Origin of the sequence: Amycolatopsis oliviviridis, from assembly GCF_014654365.1 — a bacterium.
Classification (GTDB): Bacteria; Actinomycetota; Actinomycetes; order Mycobacteriales; family Pseudonocardiaceae; genus Amycolatopsis; species Amycolatopsis oliviviridis.
This window is the reverse complement of sequence record NZ_BNAY01000012.1, coordinates 66,896-82,054: the sequence shown is the minus strand read 5'-3', so window position 1 is coordinate 82,054 and position 15,159 is coordinate 66,896. Positions and strand designations below refer to the sequence as shown.

Sequence of the window (15,159 nt, the reverse complement as noted above, 5' to 3'; positions counted from 1 at the left end):
CACGAGGGTAAGCCGGACGCGGAACGGGCAAGATGGCGGCGTGCGGATCATCCTGCTGAGGCACGCCGAATCGCTCGGCAACGTCGACGAACTCGCCTACACCCGGATTCCCGACCACGCCCTCCCGCTCACCGACGACGGCCGCGAACAGGCCAGGCGGGCGGGCCCGGAAATCGAGGAGGTCCTCGGCGGGCAGCGGCCCGCGGTCTACGTCAGCCCGTATCTGCGGACGCGGGAAACGTTGCGGCTGCTGGACATCCGGGACTCCTGCGAGCGGATCACGCAGGAGCCGAGGCTGCGGGAACAGGACTGGGGCAACCTCCAGGACCCGCAGGAGCAGGAGGTCCAGAAGCAGCGCCGCCACGAGTTCGGGCACTTCTTCTACCGGCTCCCGTTCGGCGAGTCCGGGGCGGACGTCGACGACCGGGTCGCGGCGTTCCTCAGCGAACTGGCGGCCTGCGGCGAAGATCACCCCGAAACCGTGCTGATCGTCTCGCACGGCCTGACCATCCGGTTGCTGTGCCGCCGGCTCTTCGGCTGGAGCATCGAACTGTTCGAGTCCCTGTCCAACCCGACGACCTGCGAATACCGCGTCGTCGAGCGGGTGGGCGACAAGTGGACGCTGGACCGCCCGTTCCGCCAGTGGCGTGACTCACCCGACGGGGAGACGCAGGACTGACGGGGCGAGTAGCACCACCCGGGTCCCCAGCCCCGGTCTCGATTCGATCCGCGCGAACCCGCCGACTTCCGCCATCCGCGCGATGATCGAGTTCTCGAGACCGAAGCCGCGCCGCCGGTCGCCGACGTCGAAACCCGCGCCGTGATCGCGCACCGTCAGGGAAACCCCGCCGCCGATCTGTTCGACGCTGACGACGGCGCGCCTGGTCCCGGAGTGCTTGAGCGCGTTGCGCAAGGCCTCCCTTGCCGAGTCGTGCAGGGCCATGGCCGTTTCCTGCGCGAGCTCCGGAGCGCAGTCGTCCTGGACGACGACCTCGGCGCGCAGGCCTTCCGCGGCCATTTCGGCGGCGAGCAGCCGGAGACGCTGGTGCAGCCCGACCTGCTCGGCGGGTTCGTGTTCGAGGCTGATCCGGATGCGCATCGCCTGGGCGCGGGCGGTGCGACGGAGCCTGTCGAGGCTGGCGGCCGGGTCGAGTTCGTCGGCGGGCGCGGGGATCGCGAACGACTCCATCACCTGCAGGACGGTGTCATGGACGTCGCGGCGGTGCCGTTCGCGTTCCGCCTCACGGCCCTGCTGTTCCCCGAAGCCGAGCGCGAACCGCATCGACGCGCCGACCAGGCCGACCAGCGCGAGCGCCGCCACCAGCGCGGTCGCGAGGGTGAGGAAGAGGCCGAGCGAGGAACCCGGGTCCAGCACGGTGTGCGGCGCCACCGCGGCCGCGATGACCAGCGCCCCCGCCGGCGCGCCGCGCAGCAGTGTCCAGATCATCACCGTCCCCATCAGATGGGTCCAGGTGATCGACGTGATCACGACGTCCTGCGCGATCAGGTTGGCCCCCAGGACGAAGAGGACGGCGACCGCGGCGTCGGCCACCGGCACCAGCCGCGTACCGGCCGGGGACCAGCGGAAGATCCAGGCCGCTTCGGCGACGTTCGGCAGCAGGTGCAGCAGCGCGAACGTCCACAGCACCGAGGATCCGGTGAGCCCCGCCGTCCACAGCGCCTGCGCCAGCATCACCAGCCGGAACACCACCGGGACCAGCACGAGCCGGGGCAACGTGGTCTGCACCAGCCGCGCCGGGATCCCCCTGCCGCCCCCGAGCATCAGCACCCTCACGCCGCTCCTCCCCCGGATCAGCCGCCCTGAAACTGCGACCAGGTCGCATTCATTTCAGTTTACCGAGCAGCTTGCCCGCGTCCTGGCGAGGATGTCAACGGGCGATCGGTTCGGCGACCTCCTCCCGTTTCCGCGCCCGCGCCGCGGCCACCGCCGACGGCACGATCAGCGCGGCGGTCAGTCCGACGAACAGGAACGACACCGAAAGCGACGTCACCTGCGCGATCCCGCCGATCAGCGGTGGCCCGGCGAGGAAGCCGGTGTAGGCGATCGCGGTGACGAAGGCCAGTTCCCGCTCGCCCCCGGTGCCGTCGGCGCGCTTGCCCGACGCCCCGGCGAGGCTCAACGCGATCGGGAAGGCCGCGGCCAGCCCGGCACCGGCCAGCGCGAAGCCGACGAACCCGAACATCGGAACGGGTGCCAGCGCGGCGAGCACGAGCCCGGCCGCGGCGATCCCGGCGCCCACCGCCAGCGCACGGGTGGCGCCGAAGCGGTTCTGCAGCCAGGCGCCTGCGAGCCTGGCGAGCGCCATGGACAGGGCGAATCCCGAGTAGGCGAAGGCCGCGGCGCCGTCACCGACCCCGTGCACGGACGTCATCAGCAGGGCGGACCAGTCCGAGCTCGCACCCTCCGCGATCGCCGAGAACAGCGCGATCGCGGCGAGCAGCCAGAGGACGGGGCGCTTGATCGGCGGCACCCGCGGCTTCTCGACGGGCTCGGAGTGCTCGGGCCGCGCGCCGGGCACCGCCACGATGACGACGGCGAGGACGACGAGCGCGGCCAGCGCGGCGACGGTGAGATGGCGCCCCGGCGACCACTGGTGCGACGCGGCGAATCCGGCGGCGACGGAGCCCGCCAGCGCGCCGAAGCTGAACCCGGCGTGCAGGACCGGCATGATCGCCCGCCCGGACCGGCGTTCCACCTCGACGCCCGCGACGTTCATCGCGACGTCCAGCGCGCCGACGCTCGCGCCGAGGACGAACAACGCCCCGGCCAGCAGGGCGACCGACGTCGAGAACCCGATCATCGGCAACGCGGCGCAGGCGACGACCGTGCTGCCGGCGACCACCGCGCGGGCCCCGTGCCGCTCGATCAGCCGCCCGGAGACCGACGCCGCGATCAGCATGCCGACGCTGGCCCCCAGCAGGGCCAGGCCGAAGACGCCGGGTGAGGCGTTCACTCTTTCCGACAACGCCGGAGTCCGCGGCGCCCAGGAGCCGAGCGCGGCCCCATTGAGCGCGAACACGACGAAAACGGCCGTACGGTCACGCATAAACCCCAGTCTCCTTCCGCTTCCTGTTCCCCCAGAATGACTTAAGCGCTTCAGAAAGTCCACCGGCACCGACCGGGACTAGACTGCGCCGGTGACCAGCACGCGACGGCGAAGGCCGACGTTGGACGATGTCGCCGACGCCGTCGGGGTGTCGCGGGCGACCGTCTCCAACGCCTACAACCGGCCCGATCAGCTGTCCGCCCAGCTGCGGGAAGAGGTCCTTCGCGCGGCCAAGAAGATCGGGTACGCGGGACCGAACCCGACCGCGCGCAGCCTGGCCACCAGCCGCACCGGCGCGATCGCCGTCCTGCTCGACACGAACCTCTCGACGGCGTTCTCGGATCCCGCGCTGTCGGTCACCCTCGACGCGCTCTCGACCGTCGTCGACCCCGAAGGCCACGCCTTGCTGCTACTTCCCGGCGACGGGGAGAGCGGCGGCCCGCGCGCCGAGCGGATCCTGACCGCGCAGGCCGACATCGCGGTGGCGTATTCGCTCGCCGACGGCGCGCCGGCGCTGACCGCGGTCCGGGATCGCGGCCTGCCGCTGGTGGTGATCGACCAGCCGCATATCCGGGGTTCGGCCAGGATCGGGGTGGCGGACCGGGCGGGGGCGGCCGCGGCGGCCCGGCACCTGCTGGAACTCGGGCACCGGCGGATCGGGATCTTCTCGGCGCAGTGCCTCTCGGCGCCGCGCGGCGGCGAACTGAGCGCGGCGGAGGCCGGGAACAGCCGGTTCCACGACAACCGCGAGCGGATGGCCGGCTACCTGGAGACGCTGGCCGAGGCGGGTGTCCCGGCGGCGGACGTGCCGATCTGGGAGGCGTCCGGCCTGTCGGTCGAAGGCGCGCTTCCGAGCGCTTTCGGCCTGCTGGACCGGCACCCGCGGCCGACGGCGCTGCTGTGCATGTCGGATCTGCTGGCGCTCGCGGCGATCTCGGCGGCGAGACACCTCGGCCTGTCGGTCCCGGGTGATCTTTCCGTCGTGGGTTTCGACGACGTCCCGCCCGCGCGCTGGTCCGAACCACCGCTGACGACCGTCCGGCAGGACCTCGCCGCCAAGGGGCGGGCGGCCGGCGAACTGGTACTGAGCCTGCTGCGCGGGGAGAAGGCACCCGCTCCCACCGAGGTGCCCGCCGAACTGGTCGTCCGGGATTCCACCGCGCCCGCCTAGCAGCCGGTTCAGGCACGCGCAAGGCGGCCCCGGCGATGTGTGGACAACTCGCCCCGATCGAGCGGCGCACAACTACTTATCCACAGAAGTAGAAATGCGGGCAGACAAACCCTTCCCCCCGCGCCATCGTGGAATCACACATTCACCGACGGCCATCGAGCCGCCGATCCACGGGGGGAGAACCCAGTCATGCAACGACGTTTGACGAACCTGCGCGCCCGCCTCCCGCAGGTGCTCCTGCTGGCCGTGTTCGGCCTGCTGACCAGTACCGGAGTCGCGAGCGCCGCCGCCGAACCGCCCGCGCCCGCCTGCCAGAAGGGCGAGTTCTGCGTCTGGGGCGAAGAATCCTTCAGCGGCGCCGTGCACAAATTCGACCTGCGCACCTCGAATCCCGAGGAATGCATTCCGCTACCCGAAGGATTCGACGGACATTCGTTCGTCAACCGGCTGAGCCGGGACGTGACGATTTACCAGAGTGAGGAGTGCACGACCGAAGGAGATTTCATCACCTATCCGGGTGGCGGCACCTACGTACCCCAGGGCCCGTTCGTGATCCGCGCCCTCAAGATCTGGGACTGACCACCCCGGCGGTTCGCGCCGGTCGCTCGCGGAAGAGTCGACTCGCGACCTGCGCGAACCCAGGGGCCGCTCCCCCGAAGCGGCCCCGGCCCGTGAGCGCGTCACCCCGCGTCGTGACGCGCTCACGGGCGTTCCAAAAAACGGTGGGCTCGACCTGAAACGATCTGGCGGTGTCGAACGATCGACAGGTTGGCGACGGCTAAGCTGCCGATGCTGGGCGACACCCAACGTCGCCGACGTCGGCCCTCGTAGCTCAGCTGGATAGAGCAAGAGCCTTCTAATCTCTAGGTCGCAGGTTCAAGTCCTGCCGGGGGCACGCCGCCACAGGGGAGCCCCTGGTCACGCAAGTGGCCAGGGGTCCTCCTCATCTACACGAAATCTGCACGAATCACCCACCTGGCAGTTCCACGGTCAAAGTCCGCCGAGGTCGCCCGGTCGAGTGCCAGTAATTCACCGATGCGGCGGCGCGGCCCGGAGAGTGCGCGGACACGCGGTCAGCCGAGGCCGTTCATGGTGTTGTTGATCGTGACGACCAAAACGCTCCCGGTACCGGGCACCATCACCACGTCACCGTCCCCGCTCGCATACGTCACCACCCGCCCGCCCTCGTCGGCGAGGTCGATCACGGTGATCGGCGAACTGCGCACTCTTCCGTCGTTACCGCGGCGCGCGCTGTAGAGCTGGTGCACCGCCTGCCGAGGCCGGGCGAGCACCTCCGCCAGGTGATCACGGTCTCGAGTATCCACCGGCTCGGCCAGCGGATCGGACCGGTCGTGTTCGGGGTCGTCGTAGAACTCCCTCGGCATACTGACCGCCCGCACCGGCGCTCCTGGCACCTCCGGCAGCGTCTCCACCAGTGCGGTGGCGTGCCATCGATCCTCGATCGGCGCGAGGGCGACGACCTGATCGTCGACGACCGCCCGCAGCGCGTACCCGTCGTGGGAGGCGATCAGGATCGAACAGCTCTTGCCGTCCTCGAACACCGTGAACGAGTAGTACTCACGATCAGCCTGTGCCAGTGCCGTAAGAGTGCCGCGCCACATCGGGTTCAGCCGGCCGTTGCGCGCCAGCCCCAAGGTCTCCAGGGACCTGAGGGCGCGATTCTCCAGTGTTCCGCGGGCGTCGGCGGTGCTCCAGTAATGCAAGTTCGTACCGAAAGCCGGAGGCAGCTCCGCGCCGGTATCGATCATGTTCCACGCGGACAGGAACAGCATTTTCGGGACGACGATGGGACGGTCAAGGACAACCACGCTAAGCACACTCCGAAGTGAACCGACCGAATACGGGACATACCCCAGTCAGGCGGGGACCGGTAAAGGGGTTAGGCGCCGATCGTCGGCGGAGCCGGAGGCAACCCGGTCACCGGATCGACGGACTTCTTGTCCTCATCGGTGAACAACGTGTCCTCGTCCTGAACGTATTTCCTTTGGCGTTCCTTGTCTTCTTCCTTCGCACCGCGCGCCGGCCCCGGGGCGATCCCGGCAGGGCCGCCCGCCAGGCGACCGCTACCGCCACGGCTCGCACCGGCACCACCGCGCCCGGACTCTTCGGCGAGGCCACGCGCACCGGTTTGGCGGCCGCCGCCGGGCACCCCGCCGACCTCGCGCGGCTTCCCGGCAGCACCCAGTCCACCGGCGGCACCCGATCCACCGGGACCGCCGACCAGATTCACCCCACCCGCCGTCGGGCCGCTGCCCGGGGCAGGAACGCCAGGAATCGGAGTATTAGGCAGTGTCAGTCCAGTACGCGGGTCGAGCGGGGTGTAGCCCGCTGCCGTCGTCCCGTCGTTGACATGGCTTCCACTGGTGGCAGGCACGTTCACCGAACCAGGACCGCTCACTGAGCCAGAGCCGGCATGTCCAGGACCGGCAACCGGACCTGGAGGCGGCGCGCCACCCACCATGGGCGTAACCGGATGCCCACCCGACCTTGCCGGGTGATCGCCACCGGTGTCACTACGTACGCCGAAGCCTCGCACAGGCGCCGAATCGCCCGTCGACGAGGAACCGAACTCCGGGACCATCTCCCCGTAATCGGCCCGCAAGCCCTGCCCTTGACTATCGACATGCGCGGCATAGGAATTGTAGATGCCGAGATTCCTCTGTGCTTTGGCGTTGTACTCGTTGATCGCTCGCTCGGTATCGGTGTCCCAAGGGGAGGCCACATCGAAGAATCCCTTGTCCGGAGGGTCACCCATCGGCTCCATCGAGCCCTTGGCGCGGTTGAACCCGTGCGCGGAATCAGCGACATTGTCGCCGTTGGCGTTCAAGGCCGATCCCGCGGAATCCACCACCGTTGTGAACGCTTTCGTGCGTACACGCGCCCCCTCGGCCGCTTTACCCGTCCACGCGGGCTCCAAGTTGTTGAGCATGTTCGACAGCTTCGCCGCGACCTGGCTGTGCTTGTTCGACGCGAGGTGCGCGGTATCGCTGTTCTGAAACCAGCTCGAACTGTCCCCGGCCTGCACGAGCCTGACCACTTCGGGAACAGGCATCGCCTGGGCGCCGACATTCCCGCTCAGGACGTCACCCGCCCACTCAACGGCTTCCTTGGCGGTGCGCACGACCGCGGTGCCGATCTTCTCCGCCTCATTCGCCAGGGCTCTCGCGGCGCGCCCCAGTTGATCACAGGGAAACATGCTCACGCACCCGCCTTGGCCTTCAGCGTCGCGGTCACCGTACCCGCGGCGTCCGCGGCGATGCCGCACGGATCCACGACGCCCTGCTTCGCGGATCCGAGGACTACAGCGACATCGACGGCGAACTCGTCGGCGAGTCCGACCGTCACGACACACAGATCCTTCGGTGTCTGACCTGGACTGCCCGCGTGTGCCACCGCCGGAAAACCTTGGACGTCGGCGATCGGCCTCCACACGCCCGACTGCGGTTTGGTGTTCTGGTACACCCCGCTCAAACCGGTCTTCGCCACAGTGGCGTATCCGACGTTGAGCTGAGAGCCCCTGTCCAGGTTGGCCCAGGTGCACGCAGGCCCCACCGCTGCCAGGTCATCCCGGCTTTGCTTCAGAGGCGCGCCGAGAATCGGGCGCACCTGCTCAGGCGTCAACGCGTCCACGCAAGGATCACCCGACAGCACAGTCGCCGACAGCGGGTTGGCGACCTTGGGCGCACCGGCGAACGGCAACCCCGCGGCCGCCGAGGATGAAGGACGTGCGGATGTCCCAGGAGTCGGCGGATTCGGGCTGTCAGTCGTTTTCCCGGTACACGCTGACATCGCCGCAGCGAGCGCCACGACGACACCGACGGCAACGTGACGGCTGATCATCCGGCTGATCCTCCTTCGCTCGAACCGTGACGATTCGAACCCGGCTGTTGTGACGCCTTGTCTTTGATGCTTTCGGTCGCGATGTGCTCCTGGCCTTGCGTCTTCGCAAATGCCTCTTCGATCTTGCCGATCAGCTCGACCAGATACTCGATTTCAGTATCGATATGCGCGACGCCATGGTCGAAAACACCCGATCCGCTGGCCAACCGCGCGTTATAGGCGACGCTCGCGGGATCCTTCGCGGGTGGTTGAACCGCCTTGAGCTTCTGGACATCTATCTTCAAGGTTCGGAGCTCTTCAAGAGCCTCTTTCGCTTGCCCGAGCATGTCACCCGCCGCAGCGGCGTCCAGCGTGTAGCCCCCGCGGGCGTAGGTGCCGGGGCCCGACGCGGCCGCCCCGTGGTCAACGGTTCTCTCGTACTCGCGACCTGACTCCGCGATCGCGAAGTCCGTCCCCATCAGCCACTGGCCGACCCTGTCCTCTGTCACGGCTGCTCGTGTCCCCTCGTGCACTACCCCTCAACCGATCAGCGCGACTGATCAATGGTGATCGGCTGGACCGATCAGCCGCACCGATTACCGTAGCGGATCAATCACCCTAAGTGGAGACGCGTCAAGACGAAGTCGTTGACAAGAAAGAGGCAGCCGCATCCAAACAAGTCGAAACACATCGCGACACCAAGTGTCATTCGCAGAGAAATAGCAGGTCAAAGACCGAAAGCAGGTGAAATTCGCGTCTTCACCGAGAATTCCGCAAACGCGACCACATCTCACGTTCCACGACGAAACCGAAAAGTTTGTCAGCAACGGGACACCACGTGGCGGTTCAGTGGCTGAGAGCCGGTCGCCGGGCCACGTAAGAAGGATTCACGTCCGGGTCCGCGCGGCGGCGCGTTGTTACGTTCTCATCATGTCTTCGTAGAAGGACGACCATGTGCCGCTCGCATGATCGTCCGCATGAGCAGCGAAACCCGTTCACGGCGGCTGGCCGCGTTGATCGCCCTTCCGTTGGTGCTCTCGGCGGCGTGTGGTGGCGAGCAGAAGGAAGCGGAGATCGCCTCGGCGAACCCGCCTGCGGCGGTCGCGCCGTCCGCCTCTTCGGCCGCGCCCCAGGCTGACGGGAAAAGTGCCTTCTACGACGCCCAACTCGCCTATACCCAGTGCATGCGCAAGGAGGGTTTGAAGGACTGGCCGGACCCCTTGCTGTCCGGTTACGCCGACTGGACCAAGATCGAGGTCATCCAGGAGCAGGAGGAACGCAAGGACTCTCAGACGAAGCTCGGCGACGCGATGCAGGCGTGCAAGGAGCCGATGCAGAAGGCGATGCAGCTGGAACCGGAGAAGGACCAGCAGAAGGTGTACGAGTCGCTGCTGGCCCACGCCCAGTGCATGCGGGCCAACGGGGTCAGCAAGTTCACCAATCCGACCATGCAGAACGGGATCGCCCAGCCCGGCGGAGACCCGAGTCCGGCCGACCCTCAGCTCAGCACGAACTCGCCCGCGTACAAGCAGGCCGAGACCGCGTGCCGGGACAAGCTCATCGAGCAAGCGCAAGGCATGCAGTGAAGCGCCTGCTGGTGATCGGCGCGGTGGTGGCGGTGGCGGCCGTCGCCGGGGTGAGTGTCTTCGTCGTGGCGAGCGGCGACGACTCCGGGGCCAAGGCGAACGCCGCGGACACGCCGCCGGCGATCGCCGAGATCACCCGCGGTGATCTGGTGCGGAGCAAGACCATCGACGGTCATTTCGACTACGCCGACCGTCGCGCGGTGAAGTCGCCGGTGGAAGGAACGGTGACCCAGGCCGCCGAGCCGGGGAAGACCGTCGAGCGAGGTCAGGTCCTGTACAAGCGGGACGCCCGGCCGGTCGTCCTGCTCTACGGGGCGACGCCGATGTTCCGTGACCTGACCGTCGGGACCTTGGGCCCGGACGTCCAGCAGCTGAAACGCAATCTCCGGGATCTCGGCCGAGGCAGGGGCCTGCCTGTCGACAACAAATACGACGAAGCCACCCAGGCCGCGGTGAAGTCTTGGCAGAAGGCGCTCGGCGTGCTGGAGCCGACCGGCGACCTCGGCAAGGGTGACGTGGTCTTCCAGTCCGGGGCGGTGCGTGTGGTGGCCGCCGACGCGGCCTTGGCCGACCAGGTCGGCGCGGACAAGGCCGTGCTGACGATCGCGTCGACCAAGCCGGTCGTGCGGGCTCAGCTGGACAAGGACGACCAGGCGCTGGCGAAGCCGGGAACCCGGGTCGAGGTCACGCTGCCGGAAGGCACCACGGCGGGCGGGCAGGTATCCGGAACGGTCCGGGCGGAATCCGGGAACGGCGCCGAGGCCGCCACGACCGGGATCCAGGTCGAGATCACCTTGGACGACGGCGCCGCCCTGCCCGGGGACACCACGGGAACGTCCAGCGTGAAGTTCATCCAAGAGAGCCGGAAGGGAGTGCTGACCGTCCCGGTCGAGGCCATCGTCGCACTGCGCGAAGGCGGCTACGGCCTGCAGATCGTCCGCGAGTCCACGACCACGACCGTGCGGGTCGAGACCGGCCTGAGCGCCGACGGCCGGATCGAGATCACCGGCGACGGGCTGGCCGAGGGCGTGAAGGTGGGATCGGCCAAACCATGACGACGGTGATCGAACTGGCCGCGGCCACCAAGTCCTATCCCGGTGGCGTATCCGCGCTGCGTGGTGTCGACCTGCGGATCGACCAGGGCGAACTGGTCGCCATCGTCGGGCCGTCGGGGTCGGGCAAGTCCACGCTGCTCAACCTGATCGGCACGCTCGACAGGGCCACCTCGGGCACGGTGCGGGTGGCGGGCTACGACGTGGGCGGCCTGTCCGACGCCAGGCTTTCGGCGTTGCGTGCCCGGCACATCGGGTTCGTGTTCCAGCAGTTCCACCTGGCGCCGGGCCGGGACGCCGTGGCCAACGTCGCCGACGGGCTGCTGTACGCGGGCGTGCCGAAGAAACAGCGTCGTGACCGGGCCCGGACGGCTCTCGAAAGAGTCGGGCTCGGGCACCGGCTGGGGCACACACCCGAGGAGTTGTCCGGTGGGGAGAAGCAGCGTGTCGCGATCGCGCGGGCCTTGGCAGGCGAGCCCGGCCTGCTCCTGGCCGACGAACCGACGGGAGCGCTGGACACCGCGTCCGGTGAGGTGGTGCTGAGCCTGATCCACGAGTTGAACGCGGCAGGCACGACGATCTGCGTCATCACCCACGACACCGGGATCGCCGCCAGGCTCCCCCGTCGCGTCCGGCTCCGGGACGGCGGGATCGTCTCCGACACCCGGGCGGCGGTGACCGCATCGTGAGCACACCGCTGAAACCCGCCCGGCTCACCCTTCCCGACATCCTCCGGGTGGGAGTGAGCGGGCTGAAGGCCCGCCGGACACGGGTGGTGCTGTCCGCACTCGGGATCGCCATCGGCATCGCGACGATGGTCGCGGTGGTCGGCCTGTCCACGTCCAGCCGGGCCGATCTGATGGCGCAGCTGGACCGGCTCGGCACGAACCTGCTGACCATCGAGGCGGGAAAGGACGCCGACGACAAACCGGTGAAGCTCCCCAAGGCCGCGGTCTCGATGGTCGAACGGATCGGCCCGGTCGAGAAGGTCACCGCGACGGCGGAGGTCGACGCGCGGGTGCGGCGCAGCGACGCGGTCCCCGAGGAACTCGCCCCGGGCGTCACCACGCAGGCCACGCGCACCGACCTGCTCGACACGCTCGGCGCCAGGGTCGAGCGCGGCCGCTGGCTGGACACGGCGAGCGAACGCGTGCCCACCGTCGTGCTCGGGACGATCGCGGCCGGGCGGCTGGGCGTGACCGGACCCGGTGCCAAGATCCTGATGAACGACGAATGGTTCGTGGTCATCGGGATCCTGGCGCCCGTCGAGCTCATGCCCACCCTCGACCGGGTCGCGCTGGTCGGTTTTCCCGCGGCGGAGCGGTTCTTCGGCTTCGACGGGCATCCGACCACGCTCTTCGAACGGTCTTCCGACGCCTCGGTGGAAGCCGTCCGGGGTGTCCTGGCCCGCACGGTCAACCCGGGTGACGAGCATTCCGTGAAGGTGTCCCGTCCCTCCGACGCGCTGGTGGCCAAGGCCGCCACGGACAAGGGGCTGACCACCCTGATGCTGGGGCTGGGCGCGGTCGCGTTGCTGGTCGGCGGTGTCGGCGTCGCCAACACGATGGTCGTCTCGGTACTGGAACGGCGCCGGGAGATCGGGCTCCGGCGGGCCCTCGGCGCCACGAAGAACGCCATCCTCCTGCAGTTCCTCACCGAATCGCTGCTGCTGTCGGCGCTCGGCGGGGTGGCCGGGGCGGTGCTCGGCTCGGTCGCCACCGTCGGATACGCCAGGGCACAGGGCTGGATCGCGGTCATCCCGCCGTGGGCACCGGGCGCGGGGCTGGGCGCGACGCTGGTGATCGGGGTGATCGCGGGGCTGTACCCGGCGGTCCGGGCCTCACGGCTGCATCCCACCGTCGCGCTGAACGCGACCTAGCGGTTCAAGAACTGGGAGCACTGGTACGGGCCGGCCGTCCCTCCTTGGGCCACGACGGTCACCCGCACCGCGTCGGGCCGGGTCCCGTGCAGCAGGGATTCGGCTCGCGAGAGACTGCAGACCAGCTGCCCGGCGGCCATCCCGGCGACGGCGGACACCGGCATCTTCGGCAGCCGCACGGTCACCAGCCCGCCGATGGCGGACGCGGAGAACTCGCCGGTGATGGCGGTCAGGTCGGTGAGCCCGGCGGCGAGTTCCGCGTCGTTCGGTCCGGCCATGACGAGTTTGACGGCGGCGGCCAGATCCGTGATCTCCTTGTCAGGGCGGGAAACACCGCGCAACCCGTTGTCCGAAGCGAAGTAGATCCGCATGCCGTCGGGGATTCCCGACGCCGGCGCACCACCGTCGAGCACCTCGGTCGGCCGCACGCCACAGCCGGCGGCGAGGGTCAAGGCCGCGAGGGAGACGATCAGCCGTTTCATCGGTCGTCCTCCTTTCCGTTGCGGGGCAAGCGAAGGATGAAGACCGCGCCGCCGCCTTCGCGGTCGGCGTGCGTGATGAGCCCGCCGTGCAACCGCGCGTTCTCCTGCGCGATGGCCAATCCGAGACCGCTGCCTTCGGATCGGGTGCGGGCGGTGTCCGCCTTGTAGAACCGTTCGAAGACGTGCCGCGCGGCCTCCGCCGTGAGACCCGGCCCGCGATCGGCGACCTCGACGAGCACCTCGGACTCGGTCGGCTTCAAGACCACGGTCACCGGCGGCTCGCCGTGCCGCAGGGCGTTCCCGACGAGGTTGGCGACGATGACGTCCAGCCGCCGCCGGTCGAGCCGGGCCCGCACGGTCGTGAGCTCGGCCGAAACCAGGTCCGTCCAGCCTCGGGTGGACAACGTCGCGCGGAGGACCTCGGCGACGTCGACATCCTGCGGAGTCAGCGTCGCGGCCCGGGCGTCGAAGCGGGAGATCTCGATGAGGTCGTCGACGAGCCGGACGAGCCCGGCGGTCTCGGCGCTCACCGTGCGGGCGGCGTGCGCCGTGTCCGGCGGCAGGTCGCCGGCGTCCTCGTCGAGTACGGACGACACCATGGTCATCGCGGCGAGAGGCGTCCGGAGTTCGTGGGAGACGTCGGCGACGAACCGCCGTGCATGGGCCTCCTGCTCCTGGAGCTCGGTGACGGACGACTGCAGTGCGTCGGCCGTTTCGTTGAAGTCCCTGGCGAGATCGGCGAGTTCGTCGCGGCCCTTGACCGGGACACGGGTTTCCAGACGGCCACCGGCCAGCCGCCGCGTCGCCTGCGCGAGCCGCCGGACGGGCCGCAGCACCGTCCCGGCGGCGAGCAGGGCCAGCACGGCGGCGAGCAGCACGACCGGGACGACGCCGTCGCGAACGGACGTCAGCAGGGCGGCGATGTCGTCCTGCTCCGGTTGTAGCGAGATCACCTGGAAAACCTCGACACCGGACGGCCGCCCGGAACCGGCGAACGTGACCGGGATGCCCACCACGAGCCACGGTGCGCCGTTCCAGTCGACCCGCTGGAAGCTCAGCCGGTTCTCGGCCCGCACCCGGTCCCGCAGCCCGGACGGGATCGCCTCCTGTTCGGCGGGTGCAACGAGGTCCTGGTACCGGACGACGACCTTCGCGTCGCGAGAACCGGACGCGGCGGCCTCGGCCAGCCGGTTCAGCGCCCGCTGATCGGGCGGGACGTCGAACTCCCCGACGGACATGCTCACCCGGTCACGGAAGTTCTGCACGGCCGAGGAGCTCGCGCGTTCGAGGATCGCCTCGCGTGCCTTGTCGTAGGCCAGCACCGTGGCGGTGGCGGCGCTGAGCAGCGACACCAGCACGAAGGCGACCAGCAGACGGCCGCGGAGTCCGCCGAGCCTCACAGCGGTCCGAAGCGGTAGCCGAACCCGCGCACGGTCTGCACATAGCGCGGCCGGGAGGCGACGTCCTCGATCTTGGCGCGCAGCCGCCCGACGGCGGCGTCGACCAGCCGCACATCCGCGAAGTAGTCGTGCTCCCAGACCAGTTCCAGCAGTCGCTCGCGGGTGAAGACCCGGCCCGGCGAGGCGGAAAGCTCCAGCAGGAGCCGGAGTTCGGTCGGCGGGATCGCCAGCGGGGCACCGTTCTTGGTGACGGTCAGCCCCGCGCGATCGAGGACGAGCCCGTCGTGGTCCTCGTGCTCCCGCACGGCCGGGACGACCCGCCGGACGGCCGCGCGGATCCTGGCCTCGAGAACCCGCGCGGTCACCGGCTTCACCACGTAGTCGTCGGCTCCGGCCTCCAGCCCGCCGACGATGTCGGAGTCGTCGCCGCGCGAGGTGAGCATGATGATCGGCATCGTGCTCAGCTCGCGGATCCGGCGGCACACCTCGAAACCGTCCATCCCCGGCAGCATCAGATCCAGCACGACCACCTCGATCCCGCCCGCGCCGGGACGCCGCACCAGACCGAGCCCGTCTTCGCCGCTGCCGGCGGTATCGACGTCGTGGCCGTGGCGCCGCAGGACGAGTTCCATCGCGTCGCGAATGGACACATCGTCTTCGATCAGCAGGATATGCGGCATG

16 protein-coding genes and 1 tRNA gene are annotated in these 15,159 nt (G+C 69.3%); 8 read left to right on the top strand and 9 right to left on the bottom strand.

Going from position 1 to position 15,159, the window contains the following annotated elements; all coding sequences use genetic code 11:
• Positions 1 to 40 precede the first annotated feature (40 nt).
• The gene (locus IE302_RS37890; RefSeq protein ID WP_191259281.1) at positions 41 to 679 is read left to right on the top strand and encodes a histidine phosphatase family protein; all 639 of its coding nucleotides are present in this window, start codon (positions 41 to 43) and stop codon (positions 677 to 679) included.
• Here IE302_RS37890 and IE302_RS37885 read toward each other — a convergent pair.
• Both IE302_RS37885 and IE302_RS37880 read right to left on the bottom strand, forming a co-directional pair.
• Complete coding sequence (locus tag IE302_RS37885; protein WP_191259430.1) at positions 653 to 1,789, bottom strand: sensor histidine kinase; 1,137 nt, start codon at positions 1,787 to 1,789, stop codon at positions 653 to 655. The two genes, IE302_RS37890 and IE302_RS37885, sit on opposite strands and share 27 nt — an antisense overlap.
• 100 nt (positions 1,790 to 1,889) lie before the next feature.
• The gene (locus IE302_RS37880; protein ID WP_191259280.1) at positions 1,890 to 3,068 is read right to left on the bottom strand and encodes an MFS transporter; all 1,179 of its coding nucleotides are present in this window, start codon (positions 3,066 to 3,068) and stop codon (positions 1,890 to 1,892) included.
• A 121-nt stretch (positions 3,069 to 3,189) separates the two neighbouring features.
• Here IE302_RS37880 and IE302_RS37875 point away from each other — a divergent pair, with 121 nt between their 5' ends.
• The 3 genes from IE302_RS37875 to IE302_RS37865 all read left to right on the top strand — a co-directional run bounded on the left by IE302_RS37875 (position 3,190) and on the right by IE302_RS37865 (position 5,134).
• Positions 3,190 to 4,239, top strand: coding sequence for a LacI family DNA-binding transcriptional regulator (locus IE302_RS37875; protein ID WP_191259429.1), 1,050 nt, complete (start codon positions 3,190 to 3,192; stop codon positions 4,237 to 4,239).
• 189 nt (positions 4,240 to 4,428) lie between these two features.
• Entirely contained in the window at positions 4,429 to 4,818 is a 390-nt protein-coding gene (locus IE302_RS37870; RefSeq protein WP_191259279.1) for a peptidase inhibitor family I36 protein, read from the top strand.
• 242 nt (positions 4,819 to 5,060) lie between these two features.
• A tRNA-Arg gene (locus IE302_RS37865) sits at positions 5,061 to 5,134 on the top strand.
• A 178-nt stretch (positions 5,135 to 5,312) separates the two neighbouring features.
• On the opposite strand, the gene IE302_RS37860 is transcribed toward IE302_RS37865, so the two are convergent.
• The 4 genes from IE302_RS37860 to IE302_RS37845 all read right to left on the bottom strand — a co-directional run bounded on the left by IE302_RS37860 (position 5,313) and on the right by IE302_RS37845 (position 8,588).
• Positions 5,313 to 6,068, bottom strand: a complete 756-nt coding sequence (locus tag IE302_RS37860; RefSeq protein ID WP_191259278.1) for an ESX secretion-associated protein EspG — start codon at positions 6,066 to 6,068, stop codon at positions 5,313 to 5,315.
• Between the two features lie 71 nt (positions 6,069 to 6,139).
• Positions 6,140 to 7,462 carry a hypothetical protein gene (locus tag IE302_RS37855; protein WP_191259277.1) on the bottom strand — a complete coding sequence of 441 codons (1,323 nt, stop codon included), beginning with the start codon at positions 7,460 to 7,462 and terminating at the stop codon, positions 6,140 to 6,142.
• The gene (locus IE302_RS37850) at positions 7,459 to 8,049 is read right to left on the bottom strand and encodes a DUF3558 domain-containing protein (RefSeq protein WP_229908232.1); all 591 of its coding nucleotides are present in this window, start codon (positions 8,047 to 8,049) and stop codon (positions 7,459 to 7,461) included. The genes IE302_RS37855 and IE302_RS37850 overlap by 4 nt, the downstream gene beginning before the upstream one ends.
• 47 nt (positions 8,050 to 8,096) lie before the next feature.
• The gene (locus IE302_RS37845) at positions 8,097 to 8,588 is read right to left on the bottom strand and encodes a hypothetical protein (protein ID WP_191259275.1); all 492 of its coding nucleotides are present in this window, start codon (positions 8,586 to 8,588) and stop codon (positions 8,097 to 8,099) included.
• 468 nt (positions 8,589 to 9,056) lie between these two features.
• Here IE302_RS37845 and IE302_RS37840 point away from each other — a divergent pair, with 468 nt between their 5' ends.
• From IE302_RS37840 to IE302_RS37825, 4 genes are read left to right on the top strand one after another with little or no spacing between them, the layout of a single operon-like run.
• Entirely contained in the window at positions 9,057 to 9,665 is a 609-nt protein-coding gene (locus tag IE302_RS37840; RefSeq protein ID WP_229908216.1) for a hypothetical protein, read from the top strand.
• Complete coding sequence (locus IE302_RS37835) at positions 9,662 to 10,720, top strand: peptidoglycan-binding protein (RefSeq protein WP_191259273.1); 1,059 nt, start codon at positions 9,662 to 9,664, stop codon at positions 10,718 to 10,720. The genes IE302_RS37840 and IE302_RS37835 overlap by 4 nt, the downstream gene beginning before the upstream one ends.
• Positions 10,717 to 11,406, top strand: coding sequence for an ABC transporter ATP-binding protein (locus tag IE302_RS37830; RefSeq protein ID WP_191259272.1), 690 nt, complete (start codon positions 10,717 to 10,719; stop codon positions 11,404 to 11,406). The genes IE302_RS37835 and IE302_RS37830 overlap by 4 nt, the downstream gene beginning before the upstream one ends.
• Positions 11,403 to 12,596: an ABC transporter permease gene (locus IE302_RS37825; protein ID WP_191259271.1), complete on the top strand. Its 1,194-nt coding sequence runs from the start codon at positions 11,403 to 11,405 to the stop codon at positions 12,594 to 12,596. Before IE302_RS37830 ends, IE302_RS37825 begins: the two co-directional genes overlap by 4 nt.
• On the opposite strand, the gene IE302_RS37820 is transcribed toward IE302_RS37825, so the two are convergent.
• From IE302_RS37820 to IE302_RS37810, 3 genes are read right to left on the bottom strand one after another with little or no spacing between them, the layout of a single operon-like run.
• A complete protein-coding gene (locus IE302_RS37820; RefSeq protein ID WP_191259270.1) occupies positions 12,593 to 13,078 on the bottom strand; it encodes a GerMN domain-containing protein in 486 nt (161 codons plus the stop codon). The two genes, IE302_RS37825 and IE302_RS37820, sit on opposite strands and share 4 nt — an antisense overlap.
• Complete coding sequence (locus IE302_RS37815) at positions 13,075 to 14,478, bottom strand: ATP-binding protein (protein WP_191259269.1); 1,404 nt, start codon at positions 14,476 to 14,478, stop codon at positions 13,075 to 13,077. The genes IE302_RS37820 and IE302_RS37815 overlap by 4 nt, the downstream gene beginning before the upstream one ends.
• Positions 14,475 to 15,158, bottom strand: coding sequence for a response regulator (locus tag IE302_RS37810; RefSeq protein WP_191259268.1), 684 nt, complete (start codon positions 15,156 to 15,158; stop codon positions 14,475 to 14,477). The genes IE302_RS37815 and IE302_RS37810 overlap by 4 nt, the downstream gene beginning before the upstream one ends.
• Between the last annotated feature and the right edge of the window lies 1 nt (position 15,159).

Excerpts from the sequence above, each read along its gene's own strand:
- IE302_RS37880 (WP_191259280.1), bottom strand. The coding sequence starts at position 3,068 with ATGCGTGACCGTACGGCCGTTTTCGTCGTGTTCGCGCTCAATGGGGCC.
- IE302_RS37870 (WP_191259279.1), top strand. The coding sequence starts at position 4,429 with ATGCAACGACGTTTGACGAACCTGCGCGCCCGCCTCCCGCAGGTGCTC.
- IE302_RS37850 (WP_229908232.1), bottom strand. The coding sequence starts at position 8,049 with ATGTCAGCGTGTACCGGGAAAACGACTGACAGCCCGAATCCGCCGACT.
- IE302_RS37840 (WP_229908216.1), top strand. The coding sequence starts at position 9,057 with ATGAGCAGCGAAACCCGTTCACGGCGGCTGGCCGCGTTGATCGCCCTT.
- IE302_RS37830 (WP_191259272.1), top strand. The coding sequence starts at position 10,717 with ATGACGACGGTGATCGAACTGGCCGCGGCCACCAAGTCCTATCCCGGT.
- IE302_RS37820 (WP_191259270.1), bottom strand. The coding sequence starts at position 13,078 with ATGAAACGGCTGATCGTCTCCCTCGCGGCCTTGACCCTCGCCGCCGGC.
- IE302_RS37810 (WP_191259268.1), bottom strand. The coding sequence starts at position 15,158 with ATGCCGCATATCCTGCTGATCGAAGACGATGTGTCCATTCGCGACGCG.